This window comes from Daejeonella sp. JGW-45, assembly GCF_029360805.1.
Lineage (GTDB): Bacteria > Bacteroidota > Bacteroidia > Sphingobacteriales > Sphingobacteriaceae > Daejeonella.
This window is the reverse complement of sequence record NZ_JARKNC010000002.1, coordinates 446,472-465,206: the sequence shown is the minus strand read 5'-3', so window position 1 is coordinate 465,206 and position 18,735 is coordinate 446,472. Positions and strand designations below refer to the sequence as shown.

At 43.7% G+C, this 18,735-nt stretch carries 20 protein-coding genes and 2 tRNA genes; 14 read left to right on the top strand and 8 right to left on the bottom strand.

Translation table 11 applies throughout. From position 1 onward, the window contains the following. Positions 1-76: 76 nt before the first annotated feature. The 4 genes from P2W76_RS05160 (at position 77) to P2W76_RS05145 (ending at position 3,059) form a co-directional block, all read left to right on the top strand. On the top strand, positions 77-730 hold the full coding sequence (locus P2W76_RS05160) for an outer membrane lipoprotein carrier protein LolA (protein WP_276346484.1): 654 nt from the start codon (positions 77-79) through the stop codon (positions 728-730). Positions 731-799: 69 nt separating this feature from the next. After that, a complete protein-coding gene (locus P2W76_RS05155) occupies positions 800-1,075 on the top strand; it encodes a hypothetical protein (protein WP_276346482.1) in 276 nt (91 codons plus the stop codon). After that, a complete protein-coding gene (locus P2W76_RS05150) occupies positions 1,072-1,836 on the top strand; it encodes an MBL fold metallo-hydrolase (protein WP_276346480.1) in 765 nt (254 codons plus the stop codon). Before P2W76_RS05155 ends, P2W76_RS05150 begins: the two co-directional genes overlap by 4 nt. A gap of 608 nt (positions 1,837-2,444) precedes the next feature. Then, a complete protein-coding gene (locus P2W76_RS05145) occupies positions 2,445-3,059 on the top strand; it encodes a DUF6266 family protein (RefSeq protein WP_276346479.1) in 615 nt (204 codons plus the stop codon). A gap of 107 nt (positions 3,060-3,166) precedes the next feature. Here P2W76_RS05145 and P2W76_RS05140 read toward each other — a convergent pair. Then, positions 3,167-3,250, bottom strand: a tRNA-Leu gene (locus P2W76_RS05140). Positions 3,251-3,303: 53 nt separating this feature from the next. Next, positions 3,304-3,387 (bottom strand) — tRNA-Leu (locus P2W76_RS05135). A 98-nt stretch (positions 3,388-3,485) separates the two neighbouring features. Here P2W76_RS05135 and P2W76_RS05130 point away from each other — a divergent pair. The 4 genes from P2W76_RS05130 to P2W76_RS05115 all read left to right on the top strand — a co-directional run bounded on the left by P2W76_RS05130 (position 3,486) and on the right by P2W76_RS05115 (position 7,947). Further along, the gene (locus P2W76_RS05130; protein WP_276346477.1) at positions 3,486-3,923 is read left to right on the top strand and encodes a DUF2147 domain-containing protein; all 438 of its coding nucleotides are present in this window, start codon (positions 3,486-3,488) and stop codon (positions 3,921-3,923) included. A 174-nt stretch (positions 3,924-4,097) separates the two neighbouring features. Continuing rightward, a complete protein-coding gene (locus tag P2W76_RS05125) occupies positions 4,098-4,634 on the top strand; it encodes a methyltransferase (protein ID WP_276346476.1) in 537 nt (178 codons plus the stop codon). A 38-nt stretch (positions 4,635-4,672) separates the two neighbouring features. Continuing rightward, positions 4,673-6,301 carry a carboxyl transferase domain-containing protein gene (locus tag P2W76_RS05120; protein WP_276346475.1) on the top strand — a complete coding sequence of 543 codons (1,629 nt, stop codon included), beginning with the start codon at positions 4,673-4,675 and terminating at the stop codon, positions 6,299-6,301. A 467-nt stretch (positions 6,302-6,768) separates the two neighbouring features. Then, complete coding sequence (locus P2W76_RS05115) at positions 6,769-7,947, top strand: dipeptidase (protein ID WP_276346473.1); 1,179 nt, start codon at positions 6,769-6,771, stop codon at positions 7,945-7,947. Positions 7,948-7,950: 3 nt separating this feature from the next. Here P2W76_RS05115 and P2W76_RS05110 read toward each other — a convergent pair whose 3' ends face one another. Beyond that, positions 7,951-10,185, bottom strand: a complete 2,235-nt coding sequence (locus tag P2W76_RS05110) for a DUF5916 domain-containing protein (RefSeq protein WP_276346472.1) — start codon at positions 10,183-10,185, stop codon at positions 7,951-7,953. A 359-nt stretch (positions 10,186-10,544) separates the two neighbouring features. Between P2W76_RS05110 and trxB the strand changes: the two genes are divergently transcribed. Continuing rightward, positions 10,545-11,522, top strand: a complete 978-nt coding sequence (trxB, locus tag P2W76_RS05105; RefSeq protein ID WP_276346471.1) for a thioredoxin-disulfide reductase — start codon at positions 10,545-10,547, stop codon at positions 11,520-11,522. Positions 11,523-11,568: 46 nt separating this feature from the next. Then, positions 11,569-12,201: a hypothetical protein gene (locus tag P2W76_RS05100; protein WP_276346469.1), complete on the top strand. Its 633-nt coding sequence runs from the start codon at positions 11,569-11,571 to the stop codon at positions 12,199-12,201. Positions 12,202-12,333: 132 nt separating this feature from the next. On the opposite strand, the gene P2W76_RS05095 is transcribed toward P2W76_RS05100, so the two are convergent. The 4 genes from P2W76_RS05095 to P2W76_RS05080 are packed head-to-tail and all read right to left on the bottom strand — an operon-like array spanning position 12,334 to position 14,638. Beyond that, a complete protein-coding gene (locus tag P2W76_RS05095; RefSeq protein WP_276346468.1) occupies positions 12,334-12,930 on the bottom strand; it encodes a hypothetical protein in 597 nt (198 codons plus the stop codon). Beyond that, positions 12,917-13,411: an RNA polymerase sigma factor gene (locus P2W76_RS05090; protein ID WP_276346467.1), complete on the bottom strand. Its 495-nt coding sequence runs from the start codon at positions 13,409-13,411 to the stop codon at positions 12,917-12,919. The genes P2W76_RS05095 and P2W76_RS05090 overlap by 14 nt, the downstream gene beginning before the upstream one ends. Before the next feature lie 39 nt (positions 13,412-13,450). Then, positions 13,451-13,969, bottom strand: a complete 519-nt coding sequence (locus P2W76_RS05085) for a hypothetical protein (protein ID WP_276346466.1) — start codon at positions 13,967-13,969, stop codon at positions 13,451-13,453. Positions 13,970-14,008: 39 nt separating this feature from the next. Further along, positions 14,009-14,638 carry a hypothetical protein gene (locus P2W76_RS05080; RefSeq protein ID WP_276346465.1) on the bottom strand — a complete coding sequence of 210 codons (630 nt, stop codon included), beginning with the start codon at positions 14,636-14,638 and terminating at the stop codon, positions 14,009-14,011. A 136-nt stretch (positions 14,639-14,774) separates the two neighbouring features. On the opposite strand from P2W76_RS05080, the gene P2W76_RS05075 reads away from it, so the two are divergent. From P2W76_RS05075 to rpmA, 4 genes are all read left to right on the top strand, one after another. Further along, a complete protein-coding gene (locus P2W76_RS05075; protein WP_276346464.1) occupies positions 14,775-16,181 on the top strand; it encodes a cation:dicarboxylase symporter family transporter in 1,407 nt (468 codons plus the stop codon). Between the two features lie 46 nt (positions 16,182-16,227). Further along, positions 16,228-16,728 (top strand): hypothetical protein, encoded by a 501-nt coding sequence (locus P2W76_RS05070; RefSeq protein ID WP_276346463.1) that lies wholly within the window; start codon positions 16,228-16,230, stop codon positions 16,726-16,728. Between the two features lie 66 nt (positions 16,729-16,794). Further along, positions 16,795-17,106: a 50S ribosomal protein L21 gene (rplU, locus tag P2W76_RS05065; RefSeq protein ID WP_276346462.1), complete on the top strand. Its 312-nt coding sequence runs from the start codon at positions 16,795-16,797 to the stop codon at positions 17,104-17,106. A gap of 83 nt (positions 17,107-17,189) precedes the next feature. Further along, positions 17,190-17,636 (top strand): 50S ribosomal protein L27, encoded by a 447-nt coding sequence (rpmA, locus tag P2W76_RS05060; RefSeq protein WP_276346460.1) that lies wholly within the window; start codon positions 17,190-17,192, stop codon positions 17,634-17,636. Between the two features lie 56 nt (positions 17,637-17,692). Here rpmA and P2W76_RS05055 read toward each other — a convergent pair whose 3' ends face one another. After that, entirely contained in the window at positions 17,693-18,658 is a 966-nt protein-coding gene (locus tag P2W76_RS05055; RefSeq protein ID WP_276346459.1) for a polyprenyl synthetase family protein, read from the bottom strand. Positions 18,659-18,735 lie beyond the last annotated feature (77 nt).

Below are 18,735 nucleotides of genomic sequence, written 5' to 3'. Positions count from 1 at the left end.
ATTAGGCTTTAGGCTTTAGGGATTAGGCTTTAAGGATTAGGAAATAAACGTTAAGAAATAGATTAGAAAATAGAAAATGAAAAAGTTAGTTATATGCGCATTTGTAATTCTGGGATCGGCGGTGAACTTGATGGCGCAAAGTGAAGTTAAAGCAAAGGCAATCCTCGCAGAAGTAAGCAAGAAATACCGGAACTATGATATTATAAAGACCGATTTTTCCTACACTTTGGAAAACCCTCAGGCTAAGCTTAAGGAAACCCAGTCAGGGACATTATACGTCAGATCCAAGGTTAATAAGTATAAGATCATTCTTAAGGGACAGGAACTGATCAGCGATGGCAAGAATCAATGGACCTATTTGAAGGCCGATAAGGAAGTCCAGTTAAGCGAAGTTGATAACAGCTCTGAGGGTTTAAATCCCGCCAAGATCTTTACTATCTATGAAAAAGGGTTTAAATCTCTTTACACCAATGATACCAAGGCGGCCAACGGAAGAATGGTCCATAATATCGACCTTACACCAACTGATTCGAAGCGGACGTTTTTTAAAGTGCGTTTGCAGATCGATAAGTTAAATAAGCAGATCACAAGCGCGGTTATTTTCGATAAAAATGGTAATAAATACACTTACGCCATCAAAACGTTTACACCTAATATTAAAGTTCCCGAATCTACTTTTGCATTTGATGCCAAGAAGTACCCGGGGGTAGAGGTTGTAGATCTTCGCTAAGATTAAATATTTTCTTAAAAGGGCTTAAACGTGTAAAGTTTAAGCCCTTTTTGTTTAATTTTGATTGCAATGGCTCTTTCGTATACCCAGCACACTCTTGATAAACTCGAAGCCCTGCTGAGATCGCTGGGCTTTAAATTGCGTTACGAAAAAGGAAATTTTAAAACCGGCGCCTGTGTCCTGCAGCAGAGCAGGGTGATCATCGTTAACAAATTTTCAAATCTGGAAAATAAGATATTGGCGCTGGCCGATCTGCTTCAGCATGCTGACACAGACGATAGTTTATTGGATGAGAAGCAAAAAGCTTTTCTTTATTTATTAAAACAAACCAAACTGGAATTTTGAAGGTCACATTCTTGGGAACCGGAACATCACAGGGTGTACCTGTCATTGCCTGTGAGTGTGAAGTTTGCGCATCACCGGACAAGCATGATAAAAGGCTCCGGGTCTCTGTTTTAATTGAGACTCAGGGAAAATCAATTGTCATTGATGCGGGGCCTGATTTCAGGTACCAGATGCTTCGTGCCCGTATCAGGCATCTTGATGCAATCTTATTTACACATGAGCATAAAGACCACGTAGCAGGCCTGGACGACGTAAGGGCGTTTAACTACAAGCAACAATCTGAAATCGATGTCTATGCCGATATCCGTGTTCAGAATGCCCTGAAGCAAGAATTCCATTATATCTTCTCCGAGGCTAAATACCCCGGTATCCCGCGCCTGCAGCTGCATGAAATTACAGCTGATCAGCCATTTAGTGTGGCCGGCATTGAAATTATTCCCATTACAGTAATGCATTACCGTCTTCCTGTTTTTGGATTCCGGATAGGAGATTTCACTTACATCACCGATGCAAAAACCATTGATAAGGAAAATATATCAAAAATCCGGGGGTCCAAAATTGTTGTTATAAATGCCCTTCAGAAAGAGGACCATATTTCCCATCTCACGTTCGATGAGGCAATTAGTCTTGCCCGGGAAATAAATGCAGAGCAAACCTATCTTACTCATATCAGCCACCGCCTGGGAACTCATGAACGCGTTTCTAACGAACTGCCGGAAAGCATTTATCTGGCTTATGACGGGCTGAAAGTCCAAATCTGACTACCGCACTTTTAAGGAAACATCCTCCGTGTATTGCTTTTGAATCAGGCAATACAACCCTGTCTTTCGGACTCGAATTTGCGAAGAAGGATACTCCCGTATTGCTGTTGAATGAGGAATAGAATCCTGTCTTTCGGACCACTAATGTCCGGTTAAAAGATTTCACTTTTCGACCTCCGAAGGCGGTCGCATGTTTATAGTAATTGATATTTCCGACAAATCGACCCCGAAGGTGGTCGCATGTAAAGTATCAAACATATACGACCACCTCCGGGGTCGGAAAGGGCAGGAATGATTTCTTCTACAAGCATGTGACCACCTCCGGGGTCTTTTGTATATTTATTGTAACACAATTCCCGCCGAACCATAGGCAAGCTATCACCACATCTACCTTACCCGAAAAGCACGTTTGATTATTGAATCACAGCTAAAAGGCTATTAATTGGGTACCTATTTCTTCGGAGCTTATTCGGAGCTTGTTCGGATGTTTTAGGGAAATTGACGGATAATTTGTGAATAATCTTCGAATAACCTGCAAATTATCCCTTGATTATATGATAAGTTTAGGTAACTTTCTATTAGCTAAAGCATTAACTAAAGAAAGAATTATGGCAGTATTAATAAATGGGGTTAACGGACCCTTTCGCGGCAAGGCCGGATCCGTTGTAGGTTACGTTGATCGCTACGGTCAGGGGATTATCCGCGGATTACCGCGAATAAGTAAAGCTAGAACTCAAAAGCAGCTCGACAACCAAAAGCGAATGAAGGTAGCACAGCAATGGCTCAAACCTATTCTACCCGCTGTACGGGTAGGTTTTAAAAATTACTCGCGGAAGCAGCATGGGTTCGGCAGTGCCTTATCATATCTCAAGCTTAACGCGATCAGGGAGGATTTTACTGTAGATCCTTCCCGTGTATTGATATCCTGGGGTGACCTGCCTATACCGGCATCGCCGGGTGTAACACAGATAGAACCGGGAATTCTTGAGTTTACCTGGGAGCCTGTAGAAAACAATAACGATCACGTAATGGTCGTGGCCCATTCCGATGATTTGAACTTTTCCTACGCAGATCTATGCGGAGCGACGCGGCGTGTCGGTAAACAGACACTCAAATGCACAACATTCGGCGGTCATGAAGCAGACTTGTATATAGCATTTATTACAGAGGAACGGGATAGGTGTTCGAATAGCGTGTATTTGGGAAGAATGCTGATTGAGTGATACGAGGTACGTTATACGTTGTAAGTCTGAGCGGTTAGTTGACCGGGTTTATCGAGCGTTTACAAAAAAGGAGCAATGCGCATTGCTCCCCCTAAAGTAATCTTTTGTGCCCAGGAGCAGATTCGAACTGCCACACCCGTTAAGGCGCCACCCCCTCAAAGTGGTGCGTCTACCAATTTCGCCACCTGGGCAGGTGCCTATAACTTAAAACTTAAAACGTATAACGTACAACGTATTACGTTTGTGCCCGAAGAGAGACTCGAACTCTCAAGGATTTAACTCCAACGGCTTCTGAGACCGCAACGTTTACCAATTTCGCCATCCGGGCATTCTAAGGGACTGCAAATATAAAATCTTAGGAGAAGATTCTATGCTTAAAATGTAAATTATCGATATTTTTATAGTTAAATATTAAATGTGCGATCCATGGCTAAACGATCATTGTTGATAATACTCTTTCTAATTAGCATTAGCAGTGCTTTTGCACAGCATAAGGACGCATTGATCGGAAAATGGCTAACAACTTCAGGCGATGCCCAGATACTTATATATCCCTCGGACGGTAAGTTTTCGGGAAGAATTGTTTGGCTGAAAAAGCCTAATGACGGTACAGGCAAGCCAGAAACGGATAATAAGAATCCTGATCAGAAGCTCGCTAAACGCCCAATATTGGGTTTAGAAATGCTGAAAGGCTTCAGATACACCGAAAAAGGAGTATGGGAAGATGGTACCATTTACGATCCAAAGACGGGCCGGACATACAGTTGCAGGATCAGCATGGCTGAGCGGGACAAAATAAATGTGCGTGGCTATGTAGGAATATCCATGCTAGGGCGAACCGAAACCTGGTCACGGGTTCGCTAAGAAATTCCTCTCCGGCTTATGTCGCTCCTCAGAAAACGGGGGATACTTTAGGACTGGCAACAACGTTTATGTTCTGGGTTGTTAAAGTATTTATATTATCTTTATTTTCCAGCTGCTAATCCAATCCGGTAACATTATTCCATATTTAACCTCGTTGAAATCTATACGAAATTGATGATCTCCAAAGCTTTAAGCTATATTAAGAAAATAAGAACCACCGGGGCGGTGTATGAGTCATCACGCTTTGTTTCCCGCAACATCACTCACGAAATAAATTTTCAGAGGCCGCAGATCGTAATCGAACTGGGAGCGGGAAGCGGTAATATCACAGAGAGGATACTTTCGAAGCTGCATCCGGATTCCAAATTCTACTGTTTTGAAATAGAACCACAATTCTATGCCAAGCTTGAAAATATACAAGATGACCGTTTTCATCTAATCAAAGAGTCTGCAGCTGATGTTACTAAATATTTCGATCCGGGTTCCGTAGACATTATAATATCAGGCTTGCCGTTAAGCCTCTTTGATAACTCGGACCGAAGCCAACTTCTGCATGACTGCTACGGTCTTTTGAAGAAAGGTGGTGTGTACCGCCAATTTCTGTATTCCCTGCAGAAGAATTATTTCGTGCCCATTTTCGACAGGATGGAAACAAGCCTGGAAATGAATTTGCCGCCTGCAGTGCTTTATTCATGCTACAAACTGAATTAGCAAGATTCTCTCAATTTGTTATTTCTTAACTTACGGCTATGGATCTGGAGTTCAATAAAAACGAAGACAAAAACAAGCAGCTCTTATATGAAGTCAAAAGTCGTTTGAAGGCAATATATGCCGGAGGCGGGAAGAAGGCAGCAGCTAAACAAAAAGAGAAAGGTAAGATGCTCGCCCGGGAACGAATTTCATATTTGCTGGATGAGGGCAAGCCCTGGTTGGAAATAGGCTCCTTTGCGGCTGAGGATATGTACAAGGAATTTGGCGGTTGTCCCTCCGCCGGAGTAGTTTGCGGTATCGGTTATGTATCTGGCCGTCAGTGCATGATCGTGGCAAATGACGCCACAGTTAAGGCTGGCGCCTGGTTTCCTATGACAGCAAAAAAGAACCTCCGCGCTCAGGAAATTGCGATGGAAAATCGCTTGCCGGTAATTTATCTGGTAGACTCGGCGGGAGTGTTCCTGCCTCTTCAGGATGAGATATTTCCGGATAAAGAACATTTCGGAAGAATATTCCGCAACAATGCCATCATGAGCAGCAGAGGCCTTGTACAGATATCGGCAATCATGGGATCCTGCGTAGCTGGCGGTGCTTATTTGCCGATAATGAGCGATGAGGCAATGATCGTGGAGGGTACCGGGTCTGTTTTCCTTGCGGGAAGCTACCTGGTAAAATCAGCTATAGGGGAAGATATCGACAATGAAACTCTTGGAGGCGCATCAACACATAGCGAAATATCCGGCGTTACGGATTACAAACATCCGGATGATGCAACATGCCTGGATTCTATACGCAAGATCGTCGGCATGATCGGTTCACCTGAGAATGCCGGTTTCGACCGGGTAAAGGCAGCTCCGCCGAAGCTGGATGAAGAAGAGATATACGGGCTGCTGCCGGAAAGCCGCGAAAGCCCGTATGATATGAGGGAGATTATTAAGCGCTTACTGGACAATTCTGAACTGGAAGAATATAAAGCCCTTTATGGTCAGAGCATCATCTGCGGCCTGGGTCGTATTGATGGCTGGGCGGTTGGAATTATTGCCAACCAGCGTAAAGTAGTTAAAAGTAAAAAAGGTGAAATGCAGTTTGGGGGGGTTATTTATTCAGACTCCGCGGACAAGGCAAGCCGTTTTATCATGAACTGCAATCAGAAAAAAATCCCGCTTGTTTTTTTACAGGATGTAACCGGCTTTATGGTTGGCAGTCGTTCTGAGCAGGGAGGTATCATCAAGGATGGTGCTAAAATGGTAAATGCCGTGGCCAATTCGGTTGTTCCAAAGTTCACTATTGTGATAGGGAACTCTTACGGCGCGGGTAACTATGCCATGTGCGGTAAAGCTTATGACCCAAGGCTTATCTTTGCCTGGCCTTCGGCCAAGATTGCTGTAATGGGAGGATCGCAGGCGGCGAAGGTGCTTTTGCAAATTAAAGAGGCGTCATTGAAAGCTAAAGGCGAAGAAATCACCCAGGAGAAAGAAACCGAGCTGCTGAAAGAGATCACAGACCGTTATGACAACCAGACAACTCCCTACTACGCTGCCTCAAGGCTGTGGGTAGACGGTATTATCGACCCGCTTGAAACCAGAAAAGTAATTTCTATGGGAATTGAAGCGGCGAACCAGGCGCCTATAGAAAAGCAGTTTAATGTAGGGGTGCTGCAGACGTGAGAGGCAAATTCGTAGATGATAAAATTAGGAAATGAGCAAATTAGCAAATAGGCGTGTCATAAAGACTGGGTTGACCCCGAAGGGGTCACACGTTTATAGAACATCTTTACAGCCCCGACCCCGACCCCGGAAGGCGGTCGTATATGCTTGACAGCTTCACATACGACCACCTTCGGGGTCGATTGGTCGGAAATATTAATTACTATAAATATGTGACCACCTTCGGGGTCGATTGGTCGGAAATATTAATTACTATAAATATGTGACCACCTTCAGGGTCGATTGGTCGGAAATATTAATTACTATAAATATGTGACCACCTTCGGGGTCGATTGGTCGGAAATATTAATTACTATAAATATGTGACCACCTTCAGGGTCGATTGGTCGGAAATATTAATTACTATAAATATGTGACCGCCTTCGGGGTCAAAAAGAAAAATCGTTAAAACGAAGCAATACTCGAAAATGAAAAAAATACTACTTGCAGTCTCCCTGCTAACGTCAATCCACGCATTCGGGCAATCCTCTAAATTGCATAAAAAAGCGGTTGTAGTTGACACGCACGGAGATATTATGTCCGATCAGATCAGATCCGGAATTGACGTGGGAAAGCGTCAGCCGGGGGGAAATTTTGACCTGGTCAGGGCGCGTGAAGGTGGTCTTGATGTTCAGGTTTTTTCTATCTGGAGTGACGCCTCAGGAGGATTCGCGCTGGCGAACCGGCAGATTGATTCCCTGAATGCACTTGCCAGGAGGCACGCCGACAAACTTCAACTGGTGAAAACGGCGTCTGAGTTAGAATCGGTTGTACGGTCTAAAAGAATGGCCGGCATGATCGGTGTGGAAGGTGGTCATATGATAGAAAGCAGGATAGATTATCTGGAGGCACTGGCAGCGCGCGGCATGACCTATATGACTCTCACATGGAATAATAGCACTCCCTGGGCTAGTTCGGCCTATGACGAAACTTTTAAGAGGGACAGTTTGAAGCATCTGGGGTTGACAGATCTGGGAAAGAAGATTATTAAAAGAATGAATGAACTGGGTGTGATAGTCGATCTTTCGCATGTAGGGGAAACCACCGTTAATGATGTATTAAAGATTACGACAAAGCCTGTAATGGCGTCGCACAGCTCGGCATATAAATTCAATGCCCACCAACGTAACCTGAAAGACGAGCAAATAAAGGGCATCGCCCGGACAGGCGGTGTTGTTTTCGTGAATTTTTACAGCGGGTTCCTGGACAGTACGTATTCGGGGAAGCAAGCTAAGTTTATTGCTGATCACAAAGCGGAGCTGGCCGAATTAACTAAAAAGTATTCAAGTCGCTCGAAAGCACAGAATGAGATCAACGAGAAATATAAGCAAGAGATATATTATATGCGTGCGCCCCTGGAACTGCTGATAGATCACATAGACCATATGGTTAAGCTGGTCGGGTCAGAACATGTAGGACTCGGTGCAGACTATGATGGTGCAGAATCTTATCCTCAGCACCTGGATGATGTGTCCAATTATCCGGTGATCACAGATGCGCTGCTGAAAAGGGGCTATGCGGAAAAAGATATCATAAATATATTGGGTGCAAATTTTGTGCGGTTATTGAAGGCGAATAAGGCTGTTACTTCGCTGCGCTCGCAATGACAATTAAAGATTCCACCAATAAGTTGCTTTCAACACTAAAAACCTGTTCTTGACAGAGAATGGCGTGGGCAGATAATTATCTGTATAAACGATGAATATATCCGATGCGGGTTTATATCTCCATTGCAGACGCGTGTTGATATTGAGATTTTCCCGTTGTTCATTATATTGAACAAAACCCGTAAAGTAAAGCTTGTTAGTCATTGTCACATCCAGGCGCGGGCCAACCAGCCAGAATTTAGTTCTATCCCATGGCTGGGGCAGTTTTATATCGTTATAGCTGGAACTTAATGCGAGGCTTACATAGGGCTGAAAGCGGTATCCGAGTTCAGTGTTAATATTCAATCTTGTACCATCAGCATAATATCCTCCATAGCGGGTAGAAAATGCATAGGTCAGTAAGCTTTGAGGCCGCGACACGAAATCAGTTCCCCAGGACCTCCAATGATGTTCGGATCCCGCAGGCAGTGTGGCGCCATTAAAGTTAGTAGGATCAAAAGGACGCAATAATTTGACATAGTCGTTTGCCGCCCACGCGGTAAATGTAGCCCTGCTCCTGAAATTGATGTTATAAGCAAGGTATGTGGTATTGTCTGTGCGATTAAACGACTGGTCGAAATAGTTCGCGGAGACGATCTTTGGTCCGTGACTTACAAGGTTTCCTTTTTTTGGGAAGAACAGGTATGCTGCCTGTGGATTGAAGTTGATATATCCTGTCCGTGGAACATACCCTACCTCAGCATTATAATTCCGGCCAACGATCTCATGCTGCCAGTTTACGTTCCAGTTGCCGCTGATATAATTGAGGTTTGCTGCCTGCATGAAATCATTCCCCTTTCTCTCGGGGCTAAATGATTTCAGCACCACAGCCTTTCCTGTCCAGGTGTTTGCTGCTGAGGCCAGGTTATATTCTAAGCCAAGATTGCGGTTATATTTTGATATCGAGGCAGCTGCATGTGACGGCTGAAAGTTGAGCGACTGTTTATTTATGAATATAGCACCGATATTAGAACGGGCAAATACTTTTCGCTGGAGCGACATAACGGCGAAGTTTTGAGCGGGGAGGCTATTGCCGACTTTCGCTGTTTGCATGTCCATTAAACCGATCCTCCAGTTCTTATCCAGCTTGCCGCTTAACCTTGCGCCAAATTGAATAGGCACGCCAAGGCCTATGCGCCTCGAGAAGAACGGGCGGATATTGGCGTATCCGTAATTGGAAAACAGGTCGCCGTTTTCGAGGAAATATTGTCTTCTTTCGGGAAAAAAAAGCTCGAACCGGTCGAGATTAGGTACTTGCCTGTCTACTTCAACCTGCGAATAATCGGGGTTTACCGTCAGATCCAGGTTCAATGACGAAGTAACTGCAACCTTTACATCACCGCCAATTTCACGTCGATAGTCGCGTTTGGTGGGATTAACCAGGTAGTCGTTGGAAATTCCACCCATAACATAGGGAATTACGGATATATTTTGCCCCGGCACAGGCGGCGCCTGGTCCCATACCAGGTTGCCGGTATATGCCAGTGAAGCGGTACCGAACTGGCGGGGAACCGGTGCCCAGCTCGATTTCTCACTTGATTTCAGGTCCATCCGGCTAAAATTGACGCCCCATTTTGTGATACCCGCTTTGTAACGTATGGATTTGAAGGGAATAGCAGCCTCAAAGATCCATCTGTCATTATAGTTTTTAACGACTGAGGTCCATTTATTGTCCCAACTGAGATCTACTTTGCTGCCATCGTACATAATGCCGTCCCACTGTGCTCCTGCAGCATTAGCGCCAAATGAAAATCCATTTGTATTGTCATCGAATGGATCCATGAACAACAGGAAATTGTCGTTCTTGTTAAAGCCGAAATCCCTGCGGAGAGACTCAACAAAGTATGGCCCGGGTTCGTGATAACAAACCGCGATAATGTATAGGTTGTCCTTATCGTAGCTCATCATTACATCAGTTTTTACCTTGGCATAGCTAGTGTCCATAGGTTGGACTAAATAAAAGTCCTTAGCGATGTTGGCTTCCTGCCAGGTTTGTTCATCCAATACACCATCAATTTTTATTGCTGAAGACGCCGGTTTGAGCTTGAGCTCGTAGGAATCGTTTTTCTTTTGAGCGCTTGTATAAATGCTGGTACAAAGTAAAGAAAGAAGGAGGAAGGTGGTTTTAGAGGGCTTAGCTTTTAGAAGATGGTGTAATGTACTTGATCTTTTTAGCCTACGGAATATAGAAACGGGCATCTTATTGTTTAAGTAATTTCAGTAATAATAAGATTTTTTAGTGAGATGTTGTCGTACAGGGCTATCAGGCAGTTCCAGCTTTCGCTGGATCCGATAGCTATCGGATGACAACGCTGCGAGGGAGGGCATTGAGAGGTTCCAGCCTCCGCTGGGATCTGTGCTATCGGATCCTGCGGACGCTGGGAACCCCCGATCCTTAAATAAGGACATTGCCTGAAGGAGTTGAAAAATGGTTTCTGACTAAGTTTGAATGACCAGCTAAATTTATAAGAGATCTCTAAAAGATTATATACTTGCCTGACAAATGCATATTGCCGATGCGCATTCAAAGTTTTAAATTTGCTGTTTAAACTAAAAGGATGTCTCAAGAAACCGAACATGTACAATGCCTGATAATAGGTTCAGGGCCAGCAGGTTATACTGCTGCTATTTATGCTGCCAGAGCTGATCTTAAACCTGTAATGTATACTGGGATGGTTCCAGGCGGCCAGCTGACCCAAACTACCGATGTCGAGAATTTTCCGGGCTACCCTGATGGGATAATGGGCCCGGAGATGATGGAGGATTTCAGAAAGCAGGCTGAAAGGTTCGGCACACAGATCCGCTTTGGATATATTACAAAAGTTGACTTCTCGTCGGCACCACACAAAGTAATAGTTGACGAAATCAAAACTATAACTGCGGATACAGTTATTATCGCTACCGGCGCATCAGCAAAATGGCTGGGTCTTGACAGCGAGCAGAAATATAATGGATTTGGGGTTTCTGCCTGTGCAGTGTGTGATGGGTTCTTTTTTAAGGGCCAGGATGTTGCCATCGTAGGTGCGGGCGATACTGCAGCCGAAGAGGCGGCTTATCTTTCTAAACTTTGCAAGTCCGTCCACATGCTTGTTCGCCGTGATGAATTCAGGGCATCTAAGGCTATGCAGCACCGGGTTTTAAGTATCCCGAATATTGTTATTCATTATAATACCGACACAAAGGAAATTATTGGTGATGGGAAAAATGTGACGGGTGTACGGGTGGTTAATAATAAAACCAATGAAGAGAAGGTGATCGATGTCAGCGGCTTCTTCGTTGCAATAGGACACAATCCTAATACCGAAATATTTAAGGGCTGGCTGGATATGGATGAAACAGGATATCTTATTACCCAGCCTGACAGCACGAAAACTAATGTTGAGGGTGTTTTTGCTTGTGGCGATGCCCAGGATAAATTATGGAGGCAGGCTGTTACGGCGGCTGGAACCGGTTGCATGGCGGCTCTTGAAGCTGAGCGTTACCTGGCGGGGAAGGAACATCCGGCAGAGGCGACTTTTCCATTGGCAACTAGTTAAGAGCCAAGTATCAGGAACCAGGAACCAAGACTTATTCAAATTTAAGATGAACTTATTAAATAGAATTTCGGCAGTGATGTTATCGACGGCTCTTTTTATTTCATGCACAAGTGAAGAAAAAGCCCCGGTGGTTTCCAGCAAACCGGAGCCGAAAAAGGTTATGCAGCCATTTCGCTATCATAAGGCAATTGAAGTTAAACCAGGCCTTACCCTTGATATTGTAAGCTGGGGCAGGGGTTCCAATTCCGTTGGCGGTTATCTTGTGCTGCGTTCTGATTCAACGCATATGAGTTACCGTTCGATAGCGGGAGAGCTTGATGGTAAGATTGTTGATGCCTGGGATATGGACCTTGATTCAGATGGTAACCCCGAATTATATATTCAATCGAAAGGTGAGGGTGAAGGGTCTTATCTGAGTATGTACATTTATGAATATAGTGAAGGAGGTTCGAATCAGCAGATCCGTTTTCCCGATCTAAGCGGATCTTTGAAAAAGGGATATAAAGGCAATGATTCTGTTTATGTAAAGGAAGGAAAGCTAATGCGTGAGTTTCCTTTATTCAGCACCGGGGATTCAGCAAGTAAGGCAACCGGCGAGATCAGGAAACTGGAATATAGTTTAAGAAGTAATAGTTTGAATGTTAGGGAGATCGATGACCAACTGAAAACTGAAAACTGAAAACTGAAAACTGAAAACTGAAAACTGAAAACTGAAAACTGAAAACTGAAAATCTTCTGAATTAAACAAGATAAGTAAATTAGTTCGGATTAACCTCCTGGCTTCAGTTTTCAGTTGTTCTCTGCCTAAACTTCAAGAGTCCTCAAACTGCTTCTCAATCCTCTCCAGGTTCTGGATCATGTCTTCCAGTTTAGCTTCCTCTCTTCGGATATAGATACGCATGAGCACAAAATAATATAACGCTATCCAGAGAAAAGTGAATATGATGCAGATTATTGTGATCCATAGGGCCGCGACAAAAGCGATCTCAATAAAATAAAGTATAAATCCGGCGGTGACGAATATGGAGTAGATCCGGTATTTCCGGGTGTTGAAGATGAACCTGTCGTGCTTGTACTTTTTGAGATAGAGTATGTATTCACCGGGTTTATCCAGAAGGTTATCGTAAGTGATCCGGCGGTAATTTCCAATTAGCGCTACGATATAATAAAGACAGCAACTCATGAAAATGAACATCGCCAGATGGGTTGTCCACATTCTAAATGGACTTTCTATCCATAAATAAATAAGCATAGCACTGAATAAAGCCGTCCCCAGTATTTCCACCAATAACTTGGTTGCAAGGCCTGTCCGGGTCTTTTTTATTTTCTTTAATACATCTTCGTGACTGACCTTCGGCAGCGCTATCTGATTATGCCAGATATCCTGTAGTGCTTCAAAATCTTTCATTTCTATTATATAATTCAGTCAGTTTTTGCTTAATTCGATGGATCTTTACCCTAAGATTGCCTTCCGAAATACCGGAAATAGTAGCAATCTCAGGGTATGGTACTTCGTCCAATACCATCGTGATAATGATCCTTTCATTTTCCTCGAGTTGTGCTATACATTTATAAAGTGCGGCTACCTGTTCATTTTTCTCAGATAGCTCTTCACCCTTGGTCTCAATAATGTTATCGGTGAGCTCTTCTTTAGGTTGCCGTTTCTCTACGCGCAGGTGAGATAGGCAGGTATTTACAGCGATCCGATAGATCCAGGTGGAAATAAGCGCCTGATTACGAAACTTATCGAGGTTCTGCCAGACTTTCATGAATGTTTCCTGCATCAGGTCATTGGCGATGTCGTCATCACCGGTATAACCATAGCACAAATGATATATCTTCTTAGAGTTGGCCTGAAAAATTTCTTTGAAAAGCGCTTCTTTGCTCAAATCTTTATTTTTTATTTGGATTTAAACCTTAGAGTTTTGTTACAAATAAAGGCTTTTACTGATCCATCTTGCCTGATTCTCAGCCCGGTGAAGTAATTCTTCGAATTCGCTTTGATAGTCGAACTGAAGGTCTTCATGCAATTTAGGCAGTAGCTTGCTGATTTTTTCCAGCTGGCGGATGAGGAGGCCCTGCAAAGGCTTATGACTGGATTTTAGATCGGCGTAAAGCAGGAAATTACTGCAAAACCAAAGGGCCATTTCAATGTCGACCTGCCTGGACGCAGTATATTTTGCATACCTGTTCATTAGCCTGATTATTTTTCTAAGGCTTTTTGTACTGTGATAATAATGCTTCTGAAGTGTTTTAAAATCCTCCTCCAAAAATGACTTAACCGCTTCGGCATAGGCCAGAGGGTCATTTGCATCAAACAGCAGGTAATTCAGGAGCTCTTTATTTTCCTTTTTATATTTGGCGATGCGGAGGCAGATCTCGGTAAGCTCCTGTACGCTAAGGCCTGACAGTTCCTTTTTTATATCGCTTAGTTTTTCAGGCTTCATATTTTAGGTTTTTGCCTGTGAAGTTCCGTTGCTGCCGTGTCAATCCTGAGCCTGAACCAGGTCGGTTATATCTGTCCGGAATTCGGGATTAGAAAATATATTTTTTGAGATCTTGAACTCTTTGACGTTGTAAGGATCGACGTCAATTTTTTTATCCCTGGTTACAAATGAGCCGCTGATCTTAACATGATCACCTACTTTTAGATTTTGAAGTTTTTCACGTAGCGGCGGCTGAAGGTTACCCAGAGATTCACGGAAGACGATTGACTTAAACCGGGACGTCTCGTCAAGATTGAAATCATCAATACTTATTCCGAAGGTAATCCTCGTGTCACCTCCGTTTGGATCAGTCATTTTATTATCCAAAACGCGCGCATCCCAGTTGGCGAATCTGGAGTTAAGGGTGTCAGTGATGTAGGCTTTTAGCCGTTTTACGTCGTTGTCGATCACCACTGGTCTGTTCCCGTCGCTTAAAGGTATCTTTTCAGCCCGGTCCTTTAATTCTTTAACCAAAGCGACGAACGATTTTTGATCTGAGGGGCGGTTATCTGTCAGGGTTTTGTGCTGGCATGACAGGAAGAAAACCGACAAGGCCAGAACGAAGGCTTTTTGAATCTTCCACGGAAGCCAGTTGCCGTCGAAAGAAGGGATTTGCTTGCATAGATTCATGGCTGTAAAATAAGACTAAAATTGGTAATTTCTGCCGATCAATTCTGCCTAAATTGATCGGAGACTAGTTTTGTTGCCGAACCGTTTCAATGTAAATGCAATTACTTACTTTTGTCTGCTATACCAAACCCAAACTATGAAGTTTAAAAACATTGGATTAGTTACCCTTATTGTTGTTTCAATAGCAGCCATTCTGGCCTTCCTCAACCACTATAACGTTATCCCGGTAAATGCTACAGCCCTGATATTCTCGAGGTGGCTGGCGATTGCAGGCTTATTTTTATACGGGCTGAAAAAGCGGTCATTGACAACGTGGATACTGATTTCTATGGTAATAGGGGCAGAGATCGGCCATGATTATCCGGAAATCGGAATGAAACTGCAGGTGTTAAGCAAGGTCTTTCTTAAAATGATCAAGACTATTATTGCACCTCTTCTGTTTGCAACCCTTGTATTCGGAATTGCCGGTCACTCCGACCTTAAGCAGGTGGGGCGCATGGGATGGAAGTCAATTCTTTATTTTGAGGTTGTTACCACGGTAGCGCTATTTATAGGACTGGCAGCAATAAATATCTCCCAGGCGGGCATGGGTATTAATATGCCGGTGGGCGAACACGAGGAACTGCCAGTTGTGCCCCCTCAATCATTAAATGACATTATCCTTCATATCTTCCCGGAAAATATTGCAAAGTCGATAGCTGACGGGGCCATTTTGCAGATCGTGGTATTTAGTATCCTTTTTGGGATCGCTTTGGCTATGGTTAAAGAAGATAAACGCCAGCCTATGCTTAAAGCAACAGAGAGCTTATCCGAGGTGATGTTTAAGTTTACAAACCTGATCATGTATTTCGCTCCTATAGGGGTGGGCGCGGCTATAGCCTACACCGTGGGTCACATGGGTCTAGGTATCCTGGTAAACCTCTTTCACTTGCTCATCACTCTGTACGTGGCTTTGCTCTTTTTCCTTCTTGCTGTCTTGCTGCCTATCGCGGTAATGGTGGGTGTACCGATAAGAAAATTCCTGCAGGCAATTGCAGAGCCGGTTTCAATAGCGTTTGCCACGACCAGTTCGGAAGCTGCGCTGCCCAGGGCTATGGAGGCTATGGAGCGGCTTGGCGTTCCCCGTAAGATCGTGGCTTTTGTTATGCCCACGGGCTATAGCTTTAATCTTGATGGCACAACTCTATATCTTTCACTTGCCTCTATTTTTGTTGCCCAGGCGGCGGGAATTGATTTTTCCTTCGGGCAGCAACTCTTAATTGTGTTCACCCTTATGCTTACGAGTAAAGGTGTAGCCGGGGTTCCGAGGGCGTCTCTGGTCATTCTTTTAGGCACAGCATCGTCTTTTGGCATGCCGGTATGGCCTATTTTTATCATTTTAGGTATTGATGAGCTTATGGATATGGCGCGGACTTCTGTAAATGTTATCGGTAATTGCCTGGCTACAATTGTGATAGCTAAATGGGAGGGTGAGTTCCATCCGCCGGTTGAATTGAGTGCACCCAATGAGGACCGTATTCACAAACTAGAAGACGAGGTTTAATTATAATTTTTAATTTTGAAAGGGACGAACGATTCCCATACAGATCATGACCGATAGAGGAAAGAAGATATTTCTTGCAATTTGTATAATTACGCCATTCCTGTTATACTGCGTTTATTACTATTCTATTATGGTTAAGAACGCGCCATACAGATTTTCTGATTTTGATTCGATTACATTTAGATATGGCCTTGGAGACAGCCTCATTAATACGTACAGCTCCAAAACAGGAGATTATCAGTATATTAACAGCAGGGATTCATTGGTGAAAGAAACCGTGAAGCTACGTAAAGACGACCTGCTGTACCTGCATCGAAAAGCAGCCGAATTAGGCTTTTGGAATTTTCCCCGGGAGATATCAGGTGATAATGTACCCGGGCACAGTAAAAACTCACCTCACTATTACGTTGAATTCAAATACAAGGATAAAACAAAGCATGTCGTCTTTGATATTCAGAATAATGAAAGCCCAAAGCTGAACGACGCAGCTAAATCCCTTATCACTGAGATCAGCAATAAGATTAATGATGCAAGGGACCGGAAATAGGGAATTAGTTTTTATTTAAAAAATATATTCCTATATTTGCACCTCATTTAAAAAAACAAATTAATAATGTACGCAATAGTAAATATAGCCGGACAGCAATTTAAAGTTGCTAAAGACCAATATCTTTTTGTACACCGTTTACAGGGAGAAGAAGGCGCTAGTATTGAATTTGACAATGTGTTATTAGCTGAGAATGGTGGTAAGTTTTCTATCGGTGCGGATGCATTGAAAGGCGCCAAAGTTTCTGCTAAGATCGTGTCTCATTTAAAAGGAGAAAAAGTGATCGTTTTCAAGAAGAAACGTCGTAAAGGCTACAAAAAGAAAAACGGTCATCGTCAGCAGTTCACCAAGATCGAGATCACGGGTATCACTTTATAAGTTATACGTATTACGTTATAAGTATTACGTTTTTAATCTAAGTTTAAATCCTGAGCTTTAAGAGTTCATAAACATAAAATATAATGGCACATAAAAAAGGAGCCGGTAGTTCCAGAAACGGTCGCGAGTCACATAGCAAGCGTTTAGGTATTAAGATATTCGGTGGTCAAGCTGCAATAGCAGGAAACATTATCGTGCGTCAGCGCGGTACTAAACACCACCCTGATAAGAATGTAGGTATTGGTAAAGATCATACATTATTTGCTTTGATCGACGGCACCGTGATTTTTAAGAAGAAATTCGACGATAAGTCATATGTTTCAATTCTTCCGAGGGAAGCACAGGTAGTAGTAGAAGATGCGCCTGTAAAAGCAAAAAAGGCTGCTGCTCCTGTAGCACAAGCGTCTGAAGAGGCTGCTCCGAAAGCAGAGAAAGCTGCTGCTAAGAAAGCTGCTCCTGCTAAGAAAGCTCCGGCTAAGAAGGAAGCTGAAGAAGCCCCTGAGGCACCAGCTCCGTCTGAAGAGCTATAGTATTAAAATAGTATTGAAAAGCGCCTTGTTGTTTTACAGCAAGGCGCTTTTTTATTCTAGTTCTCCCGGATGAGCAGTTGCTCAGCGAATCCCTTCAACAGTAGTTTTGTGTTATTTTCGACAGCAATCTCGTCCAGACAGGTTAAAGCCTTTCGGACATAAGCCTCCATTTGTGCCTCCGCCAATTTTCTGACCTCCAGCTTATCGTATATGGAAGTGATAGCTGTGACCTTATCGACGGGATCATGGGCGTTACCTGTCAGCCATGTATTTAATTCCGGCCCTGTATTTATATCCTTAGCCTTGATCAGCAAGAAAGTCTTTTTATTGGCGATAATGTCACCGCCGATTTGCTTCCCAAATTTTTCAGGATCTCCATAGACATCAAGGATGTCGTCCTGGAGCTGAAAGGCCAGGCCCAGGTTTTCCCCGAATTCGTATAGACGTTCTGCCTGTGATTTTTCAGCTCCCCCAATCAATGCACCTATTTGCATACTTCCCGCCAGTAATACGGCCGTTTTTTGCCTGATCATTTGGAGGTATTCTTCAATACTCACATCATCGCGGATCTCAAAGTTCATGTCACCTTGCTGTCCCTGACAAACAGCTGCTGCTGTCTCATTGAACACATCCAAAACTTCGCGGAGAATGGCAGTGTCGACCTTCACCATCATTTTGTAGGCTTCTACGAGCATGACGTCTCCGGAGAGGATCGCTGCGCTCTCGCTCCATTTGACATGAACAGTTGGCTTGCCGCGACGCAGCGGAGCTTTATCCATTATGTCATCATGCATAAGGGTGAAATTATGGAACAGCTCTATACCCAGCGCTGCACCCATAGCTTTTGACGCCTGGCCACCAAACAACTCCGCAGAAAGCAACACCAGGACAGGGCGCATACGCTTGCCGCCAGGTCCCATCAGATACTTGATAGGCTCATATAATTCTTTAGGGTGCGAGGGATATTTAGTTTGGGCTATGGCCTCGTTTACGAGATCCTGAAGTTGTTTTATTGAATGCATCTAATCAAATTACGACGGCCTCTAAATTAGGAAAAGATCTTGAGGTCTGAGGACTGAAGTCTGATGCAGGAAGCCGG